13 protein-coding genes and 1 pseudogene are annotated in these 18,132 nt (G+C 71.7%); 7 read left to right on the top strand and 7 right to left on the bottom strand.

Going from position 1 to position 18,132, the window contains the following annotated elements; translation table 11 throughout:
• Positions 1 to 44: 44 nt before the first annotated feature.
• A complete protein-coding gene (locus tag KBY19_RS19875; protein WP_099886496.1) occupies positions 45 to 1,208 on the bottom strand; it encodes a PP2C family protein-serine/threonine phosphatase in 1,164 nt (387 codons plus the stop codon).
• A 146-nt stretch (positions 1,209 to 1,354) separates the two neighbouring features.
• Here KBY19_RS19875 and KBY19_RS19870 point away from each other — a divergent pair, with 146 nt between their 5' ends.
• On the top strand, positions 1,355 to 2,608 hold the full coding sequence (locus KBY19_RS19870; protein ID WP_210966333.1) for a GNAT family N-acetyltransferase: 1,254 nt from the start codon (positions 1,355 to 1,357) through the stop codon (positions 2,606 to 2,608).
• Between the two features lie 4 nt (positions 2,609 to 2,612).
• On the opposite strand, the gene KBY19_RS19865 is transcribed toward KBY19_RS19870, so the two are convergent.
• The gene (locus tag KBY19_RS19865) at positions 2,613 to 3,464 is read right to left on the bottom strand and encodes a DNA-formamidopyrimidine glycosylase family protein (RefSeq protein WP_210955327.1); all 852 of its coding nucleotides are present in this window, start codon (positions 3,462 to 3,464) and stop codon (positions 2,613 to 2,615) included.
• A gap of 3 nt (positions 3,465 to 3,467) precedes the next feature.
• Positions 3,468 to 3,953, bottom strand: coding sequence for a ribose-5-phosphate isomerase (locus tag KBY19_RS19860; RefSeq protein ID WP_099886497.1), 486 nt, complete (start codon positions 3,951 to 3,953; stop codon positions 3,468 to 3,470).
• 240 nt (positions 3,954 to 4,193) lie between these two features.
• Here KBY19_RS19860 and KBY19_RS19855 point away from each other — a divergent pair, with 240 nt between their 5' ends.
• Complete coding sequence (locus tag KBY19_RS19855; protein ID WP_210966332.1) at positions 4,194 to 5,762, top strand: amino acid permease; 1,569 nt, start codon at positions 4,194 to 4,196, stop codon at positions 5,760 to 5,762.
• A 68-nt stretch (positions 5,763 to 5,830) separates the two neighbouring features.
• On the opposite strand, the gene KBY19_RS19850 is transcribed toward KBY19_RS19855, so the two are convergent.
• Positions 5,831 to 6,436: a biotin transporter BioY gene (locus KBY19_RS19850; RefSeq protein ID WP_185016847.1), complete on the bottom strand. Its 606-nt coding sequence runs from the start codon at positions 6,434 to 6,436 to the stop codon at positions 5,831 to 5,833.
• Positions 6,437 to 6,788: 352 nt separating this feature from the next.
• On the opposite strand from KBY19_RS19850, the gene KBY19_RS19845 reads away from it, so the two are divergent.
• Together KBY19_RS19845 and KBY19_RS19840 are read left to right on the top strand one after the other, a co-directional pair.
• Positions 6,789 to 8,246: an amino acid permease gene (locus KBY19_RS19845; protein ID WP_210966331.1), complete on the top strand. Its 1,458-nt coding sequence runs from the start codon at positions 6,789 to 6,791 to the stop codon at positions 8,244 to 8,246.
• A 155-nt stretch (positions 8,247 to 8,401) separates the two neighbouring features.
• Entirely contained in the window at positions 8,402 to 9,049 is a 648-nt protein-coding gene (locus KBY19_RS19840; protein WP_099880827.1) for a superoxide dismutase, read from the top strand.
• A 125-nt stretch (positions 9,050 to 9,174) separates the two neighbouring features.
• Here the strand turns inward: KBY19_RS19840 and KBY19_RS19835 are convergent, their stop codons facing one another.
• Positions 9,175 to 9,804 carry a DsbA family protein gene (locus KBY19_RS19835; protein WP_210966330.1) on the bottom strand — a complete coding sequence of 210 codons (630 nt, stop codon included), beginning with the start codon at positions 9,802 to 9,804 and terminating at the stop codon, positions 9,175 to 9,177.
• A gap of 170 nt (positions 9,805 to 9,974) precedes the next feature.
• Between KBY19_RS19835 and pepN (KBY19_RS19830) the strand changes: the two genes are divergently transcribed.
• Positions 9,975 to 12,611: an aminopeptidase N gene (gene pepN, locus KBY19_RS19830; RefSeq protein WP_210955325.1), complete on the top strand. Its 2,637-nt coding sequence runs from the start codon at positions 9,975 to 9,977 to the stop codon at positions 12,609 to 12,611.
• Between the two features lie 92 nt (positions 12,612 to 12,703).
• On the opposite strand, the gene KBY19_RS19825 is transcribed toward pepN (KBY19_RS19830), so the two are convergent.
• A complete protein-coding gene (locus KBY19_RS19825; RefSeq protein ID WP_307843565.1) occupies positions 12,704 to 13,678 on the bottom strand; it encodes a LysR family transcriptional regulator in 975 nt (324 codons plus the stop codon).
• Positions 13,679 to 13,922: 244 nt separating this feature from the next.
• Here KBY19_RS19825 and snpA point away from each other — a divergent pair, with 244 nt between their 5' ends.
• Entirely contained in the window at positions 13,923 to 14,606 is a 684-nt protein-coding gene (gene snpA, locus KBY19_RS19820; RefSeq protein ID WP_185016850.1) for a snapalysin, read from the top strand.
• A gap of 114 nt (positions 14,607 to 14,720) precedes the next feature.
• Here the strand turns inward: snpA and pepN (KBY19_RS19815) are convergent, their stop codons facing one another.
• Positions 14,721 to 17,351 (bottom strand): aminopeptidase N, encoded by a 2,631-nt coding sequence (gene pepN / locus KBY19_RS19815; protein WP_210966337.1) that lies wholly within the window; start codon positions 17,349 to 17,351, stop codon positions 14,721 to 14,723.
• A gap of 179 nt (positions 17,352 to 17,530) precedes the next feature.
• Here pepN (KBY19_RS19815) and KBY19_RS19810 point away from each other — a divergent pair.
• Positions 17,531 to 18,132 (top strand): annotated as a pseudogene (locus KBY19_RS19810) (hypothetical protein); the annotation flags it as partial.

Below are 18,132 nucleotides of genomic sequence, written 5' to 3'. Positions count from 1 at the left end.
CAGCCACCGCGGCCATCCATAGCGGACTGCCGGGTGCGCAGCGGTCAGTCGCGGCAGATCAGCAGCAGCGCCCGGTCGTCGTTGACGTCCCGCGCCACGGACTCGATGAGGTGCCAGGCCGCGCCGTGGAAGCTGGAGGCGACATAGCGGTCGGCCTCGCCCGCGAGGCGGTCCATGCCCTCGGTCAGGTCGCGGTCGGCGGTCTCCACCAGCCCGTCGGTGAAGAGCATCAGCACGTCCCCGCGCCGCAGCGTTCCCTTGACCGGGTCGAACTCGGCACCGTCGTAGACGCCCAGCAGCGGCCCCTCGGCGGCCTTCTCCTCCCACTTGCCCGAGCCCGCGTTGAGCTGCATCGCGGGTACGTGCCCCGCCGACAGCAGCTCGTAGTCGCCGCTGTCCAGATCGAGGACCAGATGCACGGAAGTGGCGAAGCCCTCCTCCCAGGACTGGCGCAGCAGATAGCCGTTGGCGGCCGGCAGGAAGGCGTGCGGCGGCAGCGAGCCCAGCAGCCCGCCGAAGGCGCCGGACAGCAGCAGCGCCCGGGAGGCGGCGTCCATGCCCTTGCCGGAGACGTCGGTGAGGACCAGCTCCAGGGTGCGGCGCTCCGGGCCGGTCCGCGCCGCGACCACGAAGTCCCCGGAGAAGGACTGCCCGCCCGCCGGACGCAGGGCCATCTCGTGGTGCCATCCGGCGGGCAGCTTGGGCAACTTGCTCTGTACCCGGATGCGTTCCCGCAGGTCGAAAAGCATGGTGCCGCCGCGCCGCCAGGGCACGCCCACCCGGCTGCGGAACTGCGCGATGAGCAGCCCGGACAGCCCGGCCGCGGCCACGACCAGGATGGTGCCCGGCGTCACCCGCCCCGCTCCGTCCGCCAGCTCCCAGGGCCTCAACAGCAGCGACTCGACCATGAGCGCTACCGCGGCGGCGGCGTACAGCGCCAGCAGACTGGCGGGCCGCAGCAGCAGCCCGCCCGCGATGAGCGGGAGCACCAGCGCCTCGGGGGCGCACCACAGCGGGGTGAGGATCGTGCCGCAGGCCAGCGCGGGGACGGTGAGCAGCAGACCGGCCAGCGCCACCCAGTCGGAGGCGCCGCCCCTGAAGTAGTCGACGGCGGACTTGCGCAGGTTGTTACGGACCCGGTGCCAGGCTTTGTACGCCTGGTGCGACCGGGCCGTCGCTGCTGAGAGTCTCCTGCGGCGTTCCGCCATGCTCACGGAGCCTAGCCACCCCGTCGGCGGCCCGTCGATTCCCGGCCCTGGTCGGGGGGCGTACGCGCGGTGGGCGCGCACAGGGGTGGCGCGCCCGCGGACAAAAGCGTTCGCCCGTGTTCGAACCGCCTGCTAGTGATGGCGGTATGACACTTGAGCCACGGGTTCTTCAGCCCTCGGAGTGGGACGACTGGTACGGCGCGCTGCTGAGCGCGTTCGCCTCCGAAGACTCCTCGCAGGAGCGGAAGGTCTACCGTTCGCTGACCGAGGTCGAGCGGTCGATCGGGGTCTGGGACGAGGGCCGCCCGGTGGCCACGGCGGGGCTGTTCTCCTTCCGGATGGCGGTGCCCGGCGGCGCCGTCGTCCCCACCGCCGGGGTGACGATGGTGAGCGTGGCGCCCACCCACCGCAGGCGCGGCCTGCTGCGCACGATGATGCGGCGGCAGTTGGACGACCTGCGGGCGGCGGGCGAGGAGCCGCTCGCCGTGCTGACCGCCTCCGAGCCGGCGATCTACGGCCGCTTCGGATACGGCCTGGCGACACACTCCCTCTCCGCCCGGATCGACACCAGCAGGGTCGCGCTGCAACTGCCGGCTCCACCGGCCGCCGAGGCGGACGGGCTGCGGCTGCGCCAGTCGGACGAGGCCGCTTCGCTGCTCGCGGAGTGCGAGGCCGTCTACGCTCAGGTGGTCTCCCGGCGTCCGGGGATGCTGCAGCGGCGCCCCGGATGGGAGCGGGAGCCGCTGCTGGATCCCGAGCGCAACCGCGAGGGCGCCTCGCCGCTGCGCTGTGTGGTGGCGCTGCGGGACGGCGAACCGGTGGCGTACGCGCGTTACGCGGTCAAGATGTGCTGGAGCCGGACGGACGCGGCGGACGGCGAGGTCCGGCTGCGGGAGCTGGAGGCGCTCGACCCTGCCGGTTACGCGGCGCTCTGGCGCTTCTTGTGGGGTATCGACCTGACGACGACGATCGTCGCCGACAACCGGCCCGTGGACGATCCGTGGCAGCACCTGGTGAGCGACCCGCGCCGGTGCGGGACAGCGGTCGGGGACTCGCTGTATCTGCGCCCGGTGGATGTCGGCGCCGCGCTGGCCGCCCGCTGCTACGCCACTCCGGTGGAGATCGTGCTGGAGGTGGAGGACACGTTCTGCCCGTGGAACACGGGGCGTTGGCGGCTGTCCGGCGACGAGAAGGGGGCGGTGTGCGAGCCCACCAGGGACGCGGCGGACCTGTCGCTCGCCGTACGGGAACTGGGCAGCGCCTATCTGGGCGGGACCTCGCTGACAGCGCTGGCGGGAGCCGGACTGGTGCGTGAGCAGCGGCCCGGTTCGGGGGCGCTGCGGGCGGCGGCGGCGGCCTTCGCGAACGACGTCCAGCCGTGGCTGCCCCACGGGTTCTGAGGGCTCACACGCGCTGGCAGGTGGGGCACCAGAACAGGTTGCGGGCCGCGAGCTCGGCGGTGGCGACGGGTCCGCCGCACACCAGGCAGGGCTGGGCGGCCCGGCGGTAGACGTAGACCTCGCCGCCGTGGTCGTCCACCCGCGGTGGGCGTCCCATGGCCTCGGGGGTGTGCTCGTCGCGCACGGTGTCGATCCGGTTCTTGCGGACCCCGTCGGTCATCAGATCGACCAGGTCGGACCAGATGGCTTCCCATTCGGACCGGGTGAGATCGCGTCCGGCACGGTACGGGTCGATACCCTGCCGGAAGAGGACCTCGGCACGGTAGACGTTGCCGACGCCGGCGACGATCTTCTGGTCCATGAGCAGCGCGGCGATGCTGGTGCGGCTGCGTGAGATGCGCACCCAGGCGGCTTCCGGGTCCGAGGCGGGGCGCAGCGGGTCCGGTCCGAGCCGGTCGCTGATCGCCTGCTTCTCCGGCTCGGTCAGCAGTTCGCACCGGGTGGGGCCGCGCAGATCGGCGTAGTGCAGCGGACCGGCGTGGGGCAGCGGCCCGGCGGGGTGCTCGCCGGGCCGGGTGGCCAGGCGCAGCCGCACCTGGCCCACGGGTGCCGGGGGCGGGCCCTCACCGAAGCGCAGGGTCCCGTACAGGCCCAGGTGTACATGCACCCAGCCGAGCGGGCCGAAGCCGAGGAACAGATGCTTGCCGTGTGCCTCGGTGGCGGTCAGCGCCGCGCCGTCCAGCAGCGCGGCGCCGTCGGCGAACTTGCCCTGCGGGCTGGAGGCGTCCAGCGGGTGCCCTGCGAACCGGTCCGCGACATCGCGCGCGAGCCGGTGGATGGTGTGGCCCTCGGGCACGGCTCAGGGCTGCGGGTGGTGCGCGGGCACGGGCGGCAGCTCACCGGTGCGCTCGTAATCGGCGAGCATCCCGATGCGGCGCTTGTGGCGCTCGCCCTCGGAGAAGGGGGTGTTCAAGAACGTCTCCACGAAGGAGACGGCCTCCTCGGTGGTGTGCATCCGCGCGCCCACGCTGACCAGGTTGGCGTCGTTGTGCTCGCGGGCCAGCGCTGCCGTCTCGGTGCTCCACGCCAGGGCGCAGCGGGCGCCGGGGACCTTGTTGGCGGCCATCTGCTCGCCGTTGCCGGAGCCGCCGATGACGACGCCGAGGGAGCCGGCGTCCGCGACGGTGCGCTCCGCCGCGCGGAGGCAGAAGGGCGGGTAGTCGTCCTCGGCGTCGTGGATGTGGGGGCCGCAGTCGACGGGCTCGTGGCCCGCGGCCTTGAGCCACTCGACGAGGTGGTTCTTCAGTTCGAAACCGGCATGGTCGGAGCCGAGGTACACGCGCATGACGCAGAGTGTGCCATCCCCGTCCGCCCGGACGCCGCCCAGGGCGGCCGAGAAGGGTGCGGAGTCGCTCCCGGCGCGCCCACGGCGCACGGGCCGGCGCGTTTCCGTGGAAGTACCAGGTCGTCACCGCAATGTTCCGTAGACAACAATCCGGATTCGACTCTTCCGTTGTGGGCAGTACGAGCTCTTACATGTGAGCGCTCGTTTGAAACACCACCCTCATTAGGAGCCGGCTGCCCCATGAGTTCCCAGCACACCCCGCGCAAGCCGGGGGAGCCGCCACAGAGCCCGCCGTCGACCCAGGGCGGCGGCGACGGCCTCCAGGCGGGCCTCAAGAACCGCCATCTGTCCATGATCGCCATCGGCGGTGTCATCGGCGCCGGACTCTTCATCGGGTCCAAGGCAGGCATCGCGGACGCGGGCCCCGGCATTCTGCTGTCCTACGCGCTGGCCGGGCTGCTCGTCGTCCTGGTGATGCGGATGCTCGGTGAGATGGCCGCCGCCCACCCGACCTCCGGGTCGTTCTCCACCTACGCCGATCGCGCGCTGGGCCGCTGGGCCGGGTTCACCATCGGCTGGCTGTACTGGTTCTTCTGGTCCGTGGTGCTCGCCGTGGAGGCGACGGCCGCCGCGGAGATCCTGGAGGGCTGGCTGCCCACCGTGCCCCAGTGGGGCTGGGCCCTGCTGGTGATGGTGGTGCTGACCGGCACCAACCTGATCTCCGTCGGGTCCTACGGCGAGTTCGAGTTCTGGTTCGCGGGGATCAAGGTCGTCGCGATCATCGCGTTCATCGTCGTCGGCGTGATCGCCTTCGCGGGGCTGCCGCCCGCCGACCACTTCGCCGGAGCGGAGAATCTGACCGGCCACGGCGGGTTCCTGCCCCACGGCCCCGGAGCGATCCTCTCGGGCATGCTGCTGGTGGTCTTCTCGTTCATGGGCAGCGAGATCGTCACGCTGGCCGCCGCCGAGTCGCCGAACCCGGTCAACGCCGTGCGCAAGGCCGTCAACAGCGTGATCTGGCGGATCGGCCTGTTCTACATCGGCTCGATCTTCGTGATCGTCTCGCTGCTGCCATGGGACTCCAAGGCGATCGCCGCCGACGGCCCCTACGTGGCCGTGCTGGACGCGCTGGACATCCCGTACGCGGGCACCGTGATGGACGTCGTCGTGCTGACCGCCGTGCTGTCCTGCCTGAACTCGGGCCTCTACACCGCCTCGCGGATGGCCTACTCGCTGGGTGAGCGCAAGGACGCCCCGGCCTCCTTCGGCCGCACCAACTCCAGGGGCGTGCCCACCGCAGCGATCCTGGCGTCCGTGGCCTTCGGCTTCGTCGCGGTCTTCTTCAACTACATCGCCAAGGACACCGTCTTCGAGTTCCTGCTGAACTCCTCCGGCGCGGTCGCGCTCTTCGTCTGGCTGGTCATCTGCGCCTCGCAGCTGCGGATGCGGCGCCGGATCGAGCGGGAGACCCCGGAGCGGCTGACCGTGCGGATGTGGCTGTACCCGTATCTGACGTGGGCGACCATCGGCCTGATCGTCTTCGTGATCGGCTACATGTTCACCGACGACGACGGGCGCACCCAGATGGTGCTGTCCCTGGCCGTCGCCGCCGTGGTGCTGGTGGCCTCGCTGGTCACCGACCGGGTCCGGCAGCGGCCCGCCCCGAAGGCGGGCGCGCCGGGCACCTCCCCGGCCGGCTCGGCGGCGGCCGACGCGGCCGGGGACGCCCCAGCGGCCGCCCGGGTGCCGAAGCCCACCGTCGAAGCCGACTCCGAAGCGCAGGCCGACGCCACCGGCACCACGCGCTGAGGCCGGCAGCACACGTGCGAGGGCCCGGCGCCGTGCGACGCCGGGCCCTCGTTCACGGTGCGGGGATGTCAGCCCTTGCGGCCCGCGAGCTTCCAGGCGGTGGGCAGCGCCCCCATCGCCAGGGCCGCCTTGACGGCGTCACCGACCAGGAACGGCACCAGCCCGGCGGCGACGGCCTCGCCGGCCGACATACCGGTGGAGACCGCCAGGTAGGGGACGCCGATCGCGTAGGTCAGCGCCATACCGACGGCCATCGTCCCCGCCGTGCGCAGCGCGCCGCGGTCACCGCCGCGGCGGGCGAGGGCGCCCACGGCCGCGGCGGCCAGCAGCATGCCGAACACATAGCCGAGGGAGGGCATCCCGACTCCGGCGGAGGCTTCGGCGAACCACGGCACCCCGGCCATGCCCGCCACCGCGTACAGGGCCAGGGCCAGGAAGCCGCGCCCGGCGCCCAGTCCGGCGCCGACCAGCAGGGCGGCGAAGGTCTGACCGGTGACCGGCACCGGCGAGCCCGGGATCGGCACCGCGAGCTGGGCGGCCATCCCGGTCAGCGCGGCGCCGCCGACGACAAGTGCGACGTCCCTGACCCGGGCACGCGCTGAGCTGGAGGCGGGCAGCAGATCCGCGAGCACGGCTCCCGGACGCGGTACGGCTGCGGAAGTGAGGGCACTCATCTGGCATCTCCGTCTGGTGCGAGCTGGTAGAAGCAGGCACGGGCGCGCAGGACGACGACCTCGTGCCCGTCGACGCTAGCCGAATCCACTCGTGCGCCGAGCGTGAGCGGAGCGTGAGGTTGATGACAGTGCGGGCCCGCGAGGCCCCGCTCAACCCCCGTGCACCACGGGTCGGCCCGGGTCACCGGCGAAAAGGGACTGTCCGCAATGCGGAAACCGTTGCACGATTATTGCTGTGCCGGGGCAGCCTCCCGAAGACTGTCGGAGCAGCACTTCCCCGCAAGCTGTGGGAACGCACGTACCGCTCTGTTCCCGCGTTCACCACCTCACACACCCCCAGGAACGGCTACTGATGACGCGCACCGAGACCTCCGACGCGCCACACTCCCCCGGAGAGCCCGCCCCGCCCTCCGGACCGCCGGAGGAGGGGACCGGCCCCTCCCGCCGCACCCTCGCCCACGGCCTCAAACAGCGCCACCTGTCCATGATCGCGCTGGGCGGCGTGATCGGGGCCGGGCTCTTCGTCGGCTCCGGCGCGGGCATCGCCGCCGCCGGCCCCGCGATCGTCCTCGCCTACGCGGCCTCCGGCGCGCTGGTGATGCTGGTGATGCGGATGCTGGGCGAGATGTCCGCGGCCCGCCCGGCCTCCGGCTCCTTCTCCGTCCACGCCGAGCGGGCCCTGGGTCCTTGGGCCGGTTTCACGGCCGGATGGATCTACTGGACGCTGCTGTGCGTGGCCATCGCCACCGAGGCGACCGCCGCCGCGAAGATCATGACCGGCTGGCTGCCCGCGACCGACCAGTGGATATGGGTCGCGCTGTTCATGCTCGTCTTCTGCGCCACCAACCTGGCGGCGGTGCGCAACTTCGGCGAGTACGAGTTCTGGTTCGCCGCGATCAAGGTGCTGGCCATCACCGCCTTCCTGGTGCTGGGCGTACTCGCGATAGCCGGCGTGCTGCCGGGCACCGACTCTCCGGGCGCCGGCCATCTGACGGGGGACGGCGGCTTCTTCCCCACCGGCGCCGACGGACTCATCGTGGGGCTGCTGGCCTCGGTGTTCGCGTTCGGCGGCCTGGAGACGGTGACGATCGCGGCGGCCGAGTCGGAGAAGCCGGTCTCCGGCGTCGCCAAGGCAGTGCGCACCGCGGTGTGGCGGATCGCGCTCTTCTACGTCGGCTCGATGCTGGTGATCGTCACGTTGATCCCGTGGCACGACAAGTCCGTGCTCTCCGGCCCGTACGCGGCCGTGCTGGACTACATCGGCATTCCGGCCGCCGCGCAGATCATGAACGTGGTGGTGCTCATCGCGCTGCTGTCGGCGATGAACGCCAACATCTACGGCGCCTCGCGGATGTCCTACTCCCTGGTGGAGCGGGGTGAGGGCCCGGCGTTCCTCAACCGGGTGAGTGCGCGCGGGGTGCCGCGCTACGCCGTGATCGCCTCGTCCCTCTTCGGCTTCGTCGCGGTGCTGCTCAACATCCTGTGGGAGAAGACGGTCTTCCAGTGGCTGCTGAACATGGTCGGTGCGGCCACGCTGGTGGTGTGGGGCTTCATCGCCGTCTCGCAGCTGATCACCCGCAGGCGGCTGGAGCGTCAGGCGCCGGAGAAGCTGGTGGTGCGCATGTGGCTGTTCCCCGGGCTGACCATCGTCGCGCTGCTGGGTATCGCGGCCGTACTGCTGCTGATGCTGCGTGAGGGGGACACCCGCACCCAGCTGGCGTTCACCGCCGGTCTGACGGTGGTGCTGGCCCTGGGCGGATATCTGCGCCAGCGCAGGCACCCGCGCACCCCGCTCCCCGAGGACGCCTGACGGAGCGTCGGCGACCCGGCCGGGCCCAGGACTTCGGACCGAGACGCACCGAGCGGAGCGCCCCCTGCATGCAGGGGGCGCTCCGCTGTTTTGCGCTCTCTTGCTGCTAGCTTCTTGTTGCAAGTAATATGCAATAGCGAGCGAAGGGCGAGAACATGTCGACAGCGACCTACACCTTGCCGGAGCTGCCGTACGACTACTCCGCGCTGGAGCCGGTCATCAGCGGCGAGATCATCGAGCTGCACCACGACAAGCACCACGCCGGGTATGTGAAGGGGGCGAACGACACCCTCGAACAGCTCGCGGAGGCCCGTGACAAGGACCAGTGGGCCACCATCAACGGACTGGAGAAGAACCTCGCCTTCCACCTGTCCGGGCACATCCTGCACACCATCTACTGGCAGAACATGACCGGTGACGGCGGCGGCGAACCGCTGGAGAAGGACGGCACCGGCCAGCTCGCGGACGCCATCGCCGAGTCCTTCGGCAGCTTCGCGAAGTTCAAGGCCCAGCTGTCCAAGGCGGCGGCCACCACCCAGGGCTCGGGCTGGGGCGTGCTGGCCTACGAGCCGGTCACCGGACGGCTCATCGTCGAACAGGTCTACGACCACCAGGGCAACGTCGGGCAGGGCTCGGTGCCGATCCTGGTCTTCGACGCCTGGGAGCACGCGTTCTATCTGCAGTACCGCAACCAGAAGGTCGACTTCGTCGAGGCGATGTGGCGCGTCGTCAACTGGCAGGACGTCGCGGCCCGCTACACCGCGGCGAAGGAGCGCGCCAACAACCTGCTGCTGGCGCCGTAGCGGCCCTGACGGCCCGGCAGTGCGGCTTCCGTCCTCGTGATCGTCTTCTCACCGTTCCGGGGCGGAGGACGGCGGGGCCCCTGGTGTGGACGTGACACACCAGGGGACCCGCACTCTTCGGGAGCTCAGTCGAAGACCGGGCCCACCTCACGGGTGCGCTTGATCTCGAAGAAGCCGGGGGTCGAGGCCACCATCAGGGTGCCGTCCCACAGCTTGGCGGCGGCCTCACCCTTGGGCGCCGGAGTGACCACCGGGCCGAAGAAGGCGATCTGCCCGCCGTCCGCACCCGGCACGGCGATCACGGGCGTGCCGACCTCCTGACCCACCAGGCCGATGCCCTGCTCGTGCGAGGCGCGCAGCTCGGCGTCGTAGCGGTCCGAATCGGCGGCGTCGGCCAGCGAGGCGGGCAGCCCGACCTCCTCCAGCGCCTCCACGAGGACCTCCCGGTCCAGCTCCCGCCCGCCCGGGTGGGCACGGGTGCCGAGCGCGGTGTACAGCGGGCCCAGCACCTCGTTGCCGTGCTCCTGCTCGGCGGCGATACAGACCCGCACCGGCCCCCAACCGCGCTCCAGCAGCTCGCGGTACTGCTCGGGCAGCTCGTCCACCCGCTTCTCGTTGAGCACGGACAGGCTCATCACATGCCACCGGACCTCGACCGGCCGCACCTTCTCCACCTCCAGCATCCAGCGGGAGGTCATCCAGGCCCAAGGGCACAGCGGGTCGAACCACAAATCAGCAGGCGTCTTGTCCGTCATACGTTCTCCTCGGCCAGTGCGATTGTGAGCTCGAACGCCGACAACGTACCGGGCGGTCGAGCGCATTCCCGGGTATGCCTCCCCAGCGGTGCATGCGATCCTGAGCAGGTTGTCGACCAGGCGATCCGACCTGCGGTGCAAGGGCCGCGGTCGAACGGAGAGGGAGCGGCGTGCCCGGAGAGAACCTGACCCGCACCGAGGCCCGGGAGCGGGCCGCGTTGCTGACCGTGAACGGGTACGACGTGGCGCTGGATCTGCGCTCGGCCATCGAGCCGCCGCCCGCCACCGGTCCGCGCACCTTCCGCTCGACGACGACGATCACGTTCGAGAGCGCCCAGGAGGGCGCCACCACCTTCGTCGACCTGGTGGCCGAGCACGTCCACTCCGTCACCCTCAACGGCGAGTCGCTGCGGGTCGAGGAGGTCTTCGACGGCGCCCGTGTCACCCTGCCGGGACTGCGCGCCTCGAACGAGGTGACGATCGACGCGCAGTGCGCGTACAGCCGCACCGGCGAGGGCCTGCACCATTTCCTCGACCCCGAGGACGGCGAGGTCTACCTCTACACCCAGTACGAGCCGGCCGACGCGCGCCGCGTCTTCGCCAACTTCGAACAGCCCGACCTCAAGGCCCCCTTCGACTTCACCGTCACCGCCCCCGCGAGCTGGACGGTGCTCAGCAACGGCGCCCAGGAGGGCGAGCCGCGGCCGGTGGACGACGGGACCTCGGCCCTGTGGCGCTTCGCCCGTACCCGGCCGATCTCGACGTACATCACCGCCGTCGTCGCGGGCCCGTACACCTACGTCACCGACACCTACCGCCGCACCTTCGGTGGGGGTACCTCCCATTCGAGCGAAGCCGGGAATGGGGGAGGCGGCGAGCTGGAGATCCCGCTGGGCGCCCTGTGCCGCAAGGGGCTGGCGCGCCACTTCGACCCCGAGGACATCTTCACCGTCACCAAGCAGGGGCTGGACTTCTTCCACGACCACTTCGACTACCCGTACCCCTTCGGGAAGTACGACCAGGCGTTCGTGCCGGAGTACAACATCGGCGCCATGGAGAACCCCGGCTGTGTGACCTTCCGTGAGGAGTTCATCTTCCGCGGCAAGGTCACCGACACGTCCTACGAGAGCCGGGCCAACGTCATCCTGCACGAGATGGCCCATATGTGGTTCGGCGACCTGGTCACCATGGAGTGGTGGGACGACCTGTGGCTCAAGGAGTCCTTCGCGGACTTCATGGGCGCCTTCTCGCTGGTGGAGTCCACCCGTTTCCGGGACGGCTGGATCACCTTCGCCAACCGCCGCAAGTCCTGGGCCTACCGCGCCGACCAGCTGCCCTCCACCCACCCGATCACCGCCGACATCCGGGACCTGGAGGACGCCAAGCTCAACTTCGACGGCATCACCTACGCCAAGGGCGCCTCCGTCCTCAAACAGCTGGTCGCCTATGTGGGCGAGGACGCCTTCCTGGAGGGCGCCCGGCGCTACTTCAAGCGCCACCAGTGGAGCAACACCCGCCTGGAGGACCTGCTGTCCGCGCTGGAGGAGACCTCCGGCCGCGACATGGCCGAGTGGTCCAAGGCATGGCTCCAGACCGCCGGGGTCAACACCCTCACCCCGCAGCTGACCTACGACGCCAACGGCCGCGTCACCGAGCTCGCCGTCCTCCAGGAAGCCACCGACGCGCACCCCACCCTGCGCCCCCATCGCGTCGCCGTCGGCCTCTACCGCCGCGACCCGGCCCACGGCACGCTGGAGCGGTACGCCCGCGCGGAGGTCGACGTCGCAGGCGTCCGCACCCCGGTCGCCGAGCTGGCCGGTGCAGAGCGCCCCGACCTGGTACTGGTCAACGACGACGATCTGACCTACTGCAAGGTCCGGTTCGACGAGGTCTCCCTGGCGACACTGCGCGACCACCTCGGCGGGCTCACCGACCCCCTGGCCCGGGCCCTGTGCTGGTCCGCCGCCTGGAACCTCACCCGGGACGGGCTGATGCCGGCCCGGGACTTCATCGCCCTGGTGCTGCGGTTCGCCGGGCGGGAGACCGAGATCGGTGTCCTGCAGATGCTGCACGGCCAGGCCAAGCTGGCCCTCGACAGCTACACGGCGCCCCAATGGCGCGCCGAGGGCTCACGGCTGCTGTCCGAGGGCGCCGTCACCCAGCTGAGGCAGGCCGAACCCGGCAGCGGACACCAGCTGGCCTGGGCACGCTTCCTGGCCGCCGTCGCCTCCGGCGAACACGAACTGCGCCTCTTGCAGGGGCTGCTGGACGGCACCGCTCGGATCGACGGCCTGGAGGTGGACCAGGAGCTGCGCTGGGCCTTCCTGCAACCGCTCGCCGCCGAGGGCCTGGCGGACGAGGCGGCCGTCAACGCCGAGCTGGCGCGGGACGACACCGCCTCCGGCAAGCGGCACCAGGTGCGGTGCCTGGCCGCGCGGCCCTCCGCCGCCGTCAAGGCCCAGGCGTGGGCCGGTGTCGTGGAGTCCGACGCACTGTCCAACGCCCTCGTCGAAGCGACGATCTCCGGCTTCGACCAGCCCGGGCAGACCGAGCTGACCGCGCCGTACGCGCCCCGGTACTTCGAGGTGCTGGAGTCCGTCTGGGCCTCGCGGTCGATCGAGATCGCCATGGCCATCGTGCGGGGCCTCTTCCCGGCCTCGCAGGGGAACCAGGCCACGCTCGACGCCGCCGACGCGTGGCTGACCGGACATCCGGACGCCGCACCCGCCCTGCGACGCCTCGTCGCCGAGTCCCGCGACGACCTCGCCCGGGCCCTGCGCGCCCAGCGGGTGGACGCCGGCGCCTAGGGCGCACTGCGGCGGGCCCGGACAGGCGACTGCCCGGGCGCGCTGCGGCGGGCCCGGGCAGTCGGTGGGGCCGCAGCGCGCCGTCGGGCCCGTCAGACCATCACCGGGGGCCCGGGGGCGCGCCGGGTGGACAGCCAGCGGGCGTAGGCGGGGCTGCTGCGGGCCCCCTCCTCGTAGGAGGCCCGCAGATCGTCGAAGACGGCGTCCGCCTCGGCGCCCGGCCCCCACCCCGTCCGCACTCCCACCACCAGCCGGACCCCGAGGGGGTCACCCGCCAGGGGGACGATGGACATGCCAGGACGCGGCTGGGACGTCGGCTGGCACGGGGTGACGACCTCGCCCGCGGCGACCAGATCGCCCGCGGACAGATAGTCGCCGTACACCACCCGCGGATCGATGCCCGCCGCGGCGAACACCCGCCGCAGCCCGTCCCAGTCGCCGTCGACCGAGGGATCGACCATCCACCGCTCCTCGGCGAGCTCGGCGACGGCGACGGCCCGCCCGGCCCGCGCCGCGGGATGCGTGGCGGGCACGGCGACGAACTGCGGTTCGCGCCGCACCAGGACGCGCAGTTCGACACCGTCGGGCACCCGTAGCGGCGAGCCCTCGACCTCGTGCACGAAGGCGGCGTCGAGCTGATTGCCCGCGACCATCCGCAGCAGCGTGTTCGCGGAGACATCGGCCTGGAAGGTGATGTCGGTGTCCGGCAGCCGGTTCTGCAGACGGCGCAGCCAGCCGGGGACGGCCCTGCTGCCGGTGCTGCCGAGCCGCAGCCGCGCCCCGGGCCCGGCCCCGGCGAGCCCGGCGGCGTCCTTGGCCTCGCGGATCAGCTCGGTCATCTCCGCGATGATCGGCCGGGCGCGGGTGAGGACGGTGCGGCCGAGCGGAGTGGGCCTGCTGCCGGTACGCTCCCGGTTGAAGAGCTGGCCCCCGACGGCCTGTTCGATCCGCCTGAGCTGGGTCGTCAGCGAGGGTTGCGTCATACCGAGTTGTCGGGCCGCCTTGTGCACGCTGCCCGTGTCGGCAATCGCACACAGTGCACGAAGATGCCTCACTTCGAGCTCCACACGCGGAGCATAACGGCGGTGTCGCGCCTCCCACCAGAGAGCGGCGTGCTGGTGAACGTCCCACGAACCCCTCTGCCGCTCCAGGTGATTCACCGGCCCTATCGGCAGGTGACATCATTCCGGAACGCCGCGCGCTCGAACAAACTCTCCCGCAGCAGGAATCCGTCCGGAGGGACCGGCGGCGCCCCCCACGCCAACATCCCAGAGCGGCGCCGGTCTCTCGGAACACGAGGAGAGACCCCCCATGAGATACCGCAGATCTGCTCTGTCGACGGCGCTCGGCCTGGGCGTCACCGTCGCTCTCGGCCTCGGTGCCGCACCGGCCACGGCTTCCGCCGACGGTGCCTCCACCTCCCCCACCAGCTCCACCGGCTCCGCCACCGCCTCCAGCACCCAGGGCTTCACCGGCGAGAACCAGCGCAACAACGACAAGTTCTTCAAGTTCATCGTCAAGGAAGCGCTCAAGAAGCAGGCCGCCAAGCCCGGCATCCAGCAGGTCACCATCAACTACGACGCCAGCCGCGCGCCCAGCTTCCGCAACGAGATAGCCAACAGCACCGCCGTGTGGAATTCGGCCGTCTCCAACGTGAAGCTGGCCGAGGGCGGCGGCGCCAGCTTCGACTACCGCGAGGGGAACGACCCGCGCGGCAGCTACGCCTACACCGACGGGCACGGCAACGGCTACATCTTCCTGGACTACGCGCAGAACCAGCAGTACGACTCGAACCGCGTGGTCGCCCACGAGACCGGCCATGTGCTCGGCCTGCCGGACAACTACTCCGGTCCCTGCAGCGAGCTCATGTCCGGTGGCGGCCCCGGCCCCTCCTGCACCAACGACCAGCCCAACGCCGCCGAGCGCGCCCGGGTCGAGCAGCTGTGGGCGAACGGCCTCGCCGACGTGGTCTTCGAGCAGGCCGCCTTCAAGTGAGCCGCACCGCCGACTGAACCACCGCACCACCGCCCGCGACTCGGCCCCCGGTCCGCACGGACCGGGGGCCTGGTTGCGTGACTGCGGGCAAGCTCGGCTCACCCGCGCACCGCGTCAGCCCGCGGCGCCCGCCGCCTCGTCGGCGGCCTGGGCACGCAGCGCCCGCTCCACGCCCGCCCGGGACTCGGTCACCAGGCGGCGCAGCGCGGCGCCGGGCTCGGCCGAGGCCAGCCAGGCGTCGGTGGCCTCAAGAGTCTCCGGGCGCACCTGGAGCGCCGGGTAGAGGCCGATGGCGACCTGCTGCGCCATCTCGTGGCTGCGCTGCTCCCACACGTCCTTGACGGCGGCGAAGTAGCGCTCGGTGTAGGGCGCCAGCAGATCGCGCTGGTCGGTCTGGACGAAGCCGGAGATGACGGCCTCCTGCACGGCGTTGGGCAGCGCGTCGCTCTCCACGACGGCCCGCCACGCCTCCGCCTTGGCCTCGGGCGTGGGGCGCGCGGCACGGGCCGCGGCAGCGTGCCGTTCGCCCGCCGAGGTGGCGTCCCGCTCCAGCTCGGCACCGATCCGGGCCTCGTCGGCCCGGCCGGTGGCGGCCAGCCGCCCCAGGAACGCCCAGCGCAGCTCGGTGTCCACCGTCAGCCCCTCAAGGGTCTCGCTGCCGTCCAGCAGCCCGGACACCAGGTCGAGCTGGGCGTCCGTACGGGCCGCGGCGGCGAAGGCGCGGGCCCAGGCGAGCTGGTGGTCGCTGCCGGGCGCCGCGGCCCGCAGCTGCTCCAGGGCGGCCTCGGCCCAGCGGGTGAGCCCGGTCTCCCGCCAGCCCGGTGCCGCGTACAGGTCGAGGGCGAGCTTGACCTGGCGCTGGAGGGACTGGACGACGCCGATGTCGGACTCCTTGCCGATACCGGACAGGACCAGGTCGAGGTAGGAGCGGGCGGGGAGTTCGGCGTCGCGGGTCATGTCCCAGGCGGAGGCCCAGCACAGCGCACGCGGCAGCGGGTCGGCGAAGTCACCCAGGTGCCGGGTGACGTTGTCCAGCGACTCCGGGTCCAGCCGGACCTTGGCGTAGGTGTGGTCCCCGTCGTTGAGCAGCAGCACATCGGGGCGCTTGCGCTGCCGGGGCAGCGGCACCTGGGTCAGCTCCCCGTCGACGTCGAGCTCCACGCTGTCCGTGCGGACCAGCTTGCCGTCCACCAGGTCGTAGAAGCCGACACCGACGCGGTGCGGGCGCAGCGTGCCACGCGGCGGAGCCGCATCATCGAACGCAGTACCGGCGGCGCCGGCGGGCAGGGCGGGGGCCTCCTGCCGGATGGCCAGCCCGGTCAGGGTGCCGTCCTCGGCGCAGGTCGGCTCGGGCCGCAGGACGTTGATGCCCGCGGTCTCCAGCCAGGCCTTGGACCATGCCTTCAGATCTCGTCCCGAGGTCTCCTCCAGGGCACCGAGCAGGTCGCTCAGCCGCGTGTTGCCCCACTCGTGGCGCTTGAAGTAGGCGCGTACGCCCTGGAAGAACTCGTCCATGCCGACGTAGGCGACGAGCTGCTTGAGGACGGAGGCGCCCTTGGCGTAGGTGATGCCGTCGAAGTTGACCAGGACGTCGTCCAGGTCCCGGATCGGGGCCATGATCGGGTGGGTGGAGGGGAGCTGGTCCTGGCGGTAGGCCCAGGTCTTCATCTGGTTGGCGAAGCTGGTCCACGCGTGCGGCCAGCGGCTGCCGGGGGCGTGCGCCTGGCAGGCGACGGAGGTGTAGGTGGCGAACGACTCGTTCAGCCACAGGTCGTTCCACCACTCCATGGTGACCAGGTCGCCGAACCACATGTGCGCCAGCTCGTGCAGGATGGTCTCGGCGCGACCCTCGTAGGCGGCGTCGGTGACCTTGGAGCGGAAGACGTACTGGTCGCGGATGGTGACCGCGCCGGCGTTCTCCATGGCGCCCGCGTTGAACTCGGGCACGAAGAGCTGGTCGTACTTCTCGAACGGATAGGGGTAGTCGAACTTCTCCTGGAACCAGTCGAAGCCCTGCCGGGTGACCTCGAAGATCGCGTCGGCGTCCAGGTGCTCGGCCAGCGAGGGGCGGCAGTAGATACCCAGTGGCACGCTGCGGCCCTCTCCCTCCCAACTGCTGTGGACCGAGTGGTACGGGCCGGCGATCAGTGCCGTGATGTAGGTGGAGATCCGCGGCGTGGGGGCGAAGCGCCACAGATTGTCCGACGGCTGCGGGGTGTGGGGGTCTCCCCGGACGAAGTCTCGGGGAGAATTGGAGATCACCGTCCAGCCTTCGGGGGCGCGGACGGTGAACTGGAAGGTGGCCTTGAGGTCCGGCTGCTCGAAGGTGGTGAACACCCGTCGCGCGTCCGGCACCTCGAACTGGGTGTAGAGGTACGCCTGGTCGTCGACCGGGTCCACGAAGCGGTGCAGCCCCTCGCCGGTGTTGGTATAGGCGCAGTCCGCGACGACGCGCAGCTCCTGCGGGCCCTGCGAGAGCCCGCGCAGGGCGATGCGGGAGTCGGCGAAGACGGCGGCCGGGTCGAGGGATTCACCGTTGAGGGTGACCTCGTGCACGGCGGGCGCGACCAGATCGGCGAAGGTGTCGCCCGCCTCGGCCGCCCGGAAGTGGACCGTCGTCACCGAGCGGAAGGTCGCCGCACCCTCCTGGGCACCGCTGATGTCCAGCTCGATCTCGTACGAGTCCACGGTGAGCAGCCGGGCCCGCTCCTGGGCCTCTTCGCGCGTCAGATTCGTGCCAGGCACTTGGTTGGTCTCCCCACTCTCGCGGATCTCGTCGCTGTCGTGCTGGAGCCATACTTGCACGCGGTTGCGACACCTGGTGGCGGGCGTTCCCACGCTGTTCAGACGGGGGTCATTCGCGCTGCCAATGCAACGGAGGAGGGGCTCCCCGCCCCTGGTGAACCTCCGTACCGGGAGACCGCATGTCCCGTCGCAGCCGCTCTCTGCCCGCCGACTCCGCTCCCCCCGCAGCTCCCTCCACGGCCCCCCGCGCAGCCTCTTCCGCAGCTCCCCGCACGGCGTCCTCCACGACTTCCCGCGCGGCGTCCTCCGCCGTCCACAGTGCCGCGTCCCTCGGCGAATCCGCCGCCGCCGTGGCCCGGCGCCGGCTGCCACCAGGCGGTCCCGGGCGTCGCCGGGTACTGCCGCTCGCCGGGTCGGCGGGGGCCGCCGCGGCGTTCGGGCTGGTGGCCGGCCCAGGGTCCGCGCCGTCCCCCGCCGCCGCGCCCGCCGCCGGCGCGCCCGTACGCCCCCGTCGTGCGGCGCACGACCCGGCCGGCGCCGGCCCGCCGCACACCGGCACCACCCTGTCGGGGGTCGCGGTGCCCTCCGGGGACGGGCCCTTCCGGCGGCTGGTGACCGGGCCCGGCTGGCGCCGGGTGGTGCGCACCGAGCTGGCTGATGCCGGGCGCCGGCGTGCGGCGAAGGCCGTACCCCTGGTGGCGTTCGCGCAGTTCACGGATCTGCACCTGGTCGATGTGCAGCACCCGCTGCGCTACGAGTTCCTGCGCGCCCGGACCGCCAG

It is taken from the genome of Streptomyces sp. B15, from assembly GCF_018070605.1.
GTDB classification, from domain to species: domain Bacteria; phylum Actinomycetota; class Actinomycetes; order Streptomycetales; family Streptomycetaceae; genus Streptomyces; species Streptomyces smyrnaeus.
Note: the sequence above shows the minus strand (reverse complement) of the source record. Positions and strands in the feature narration are given on the sequence as shown.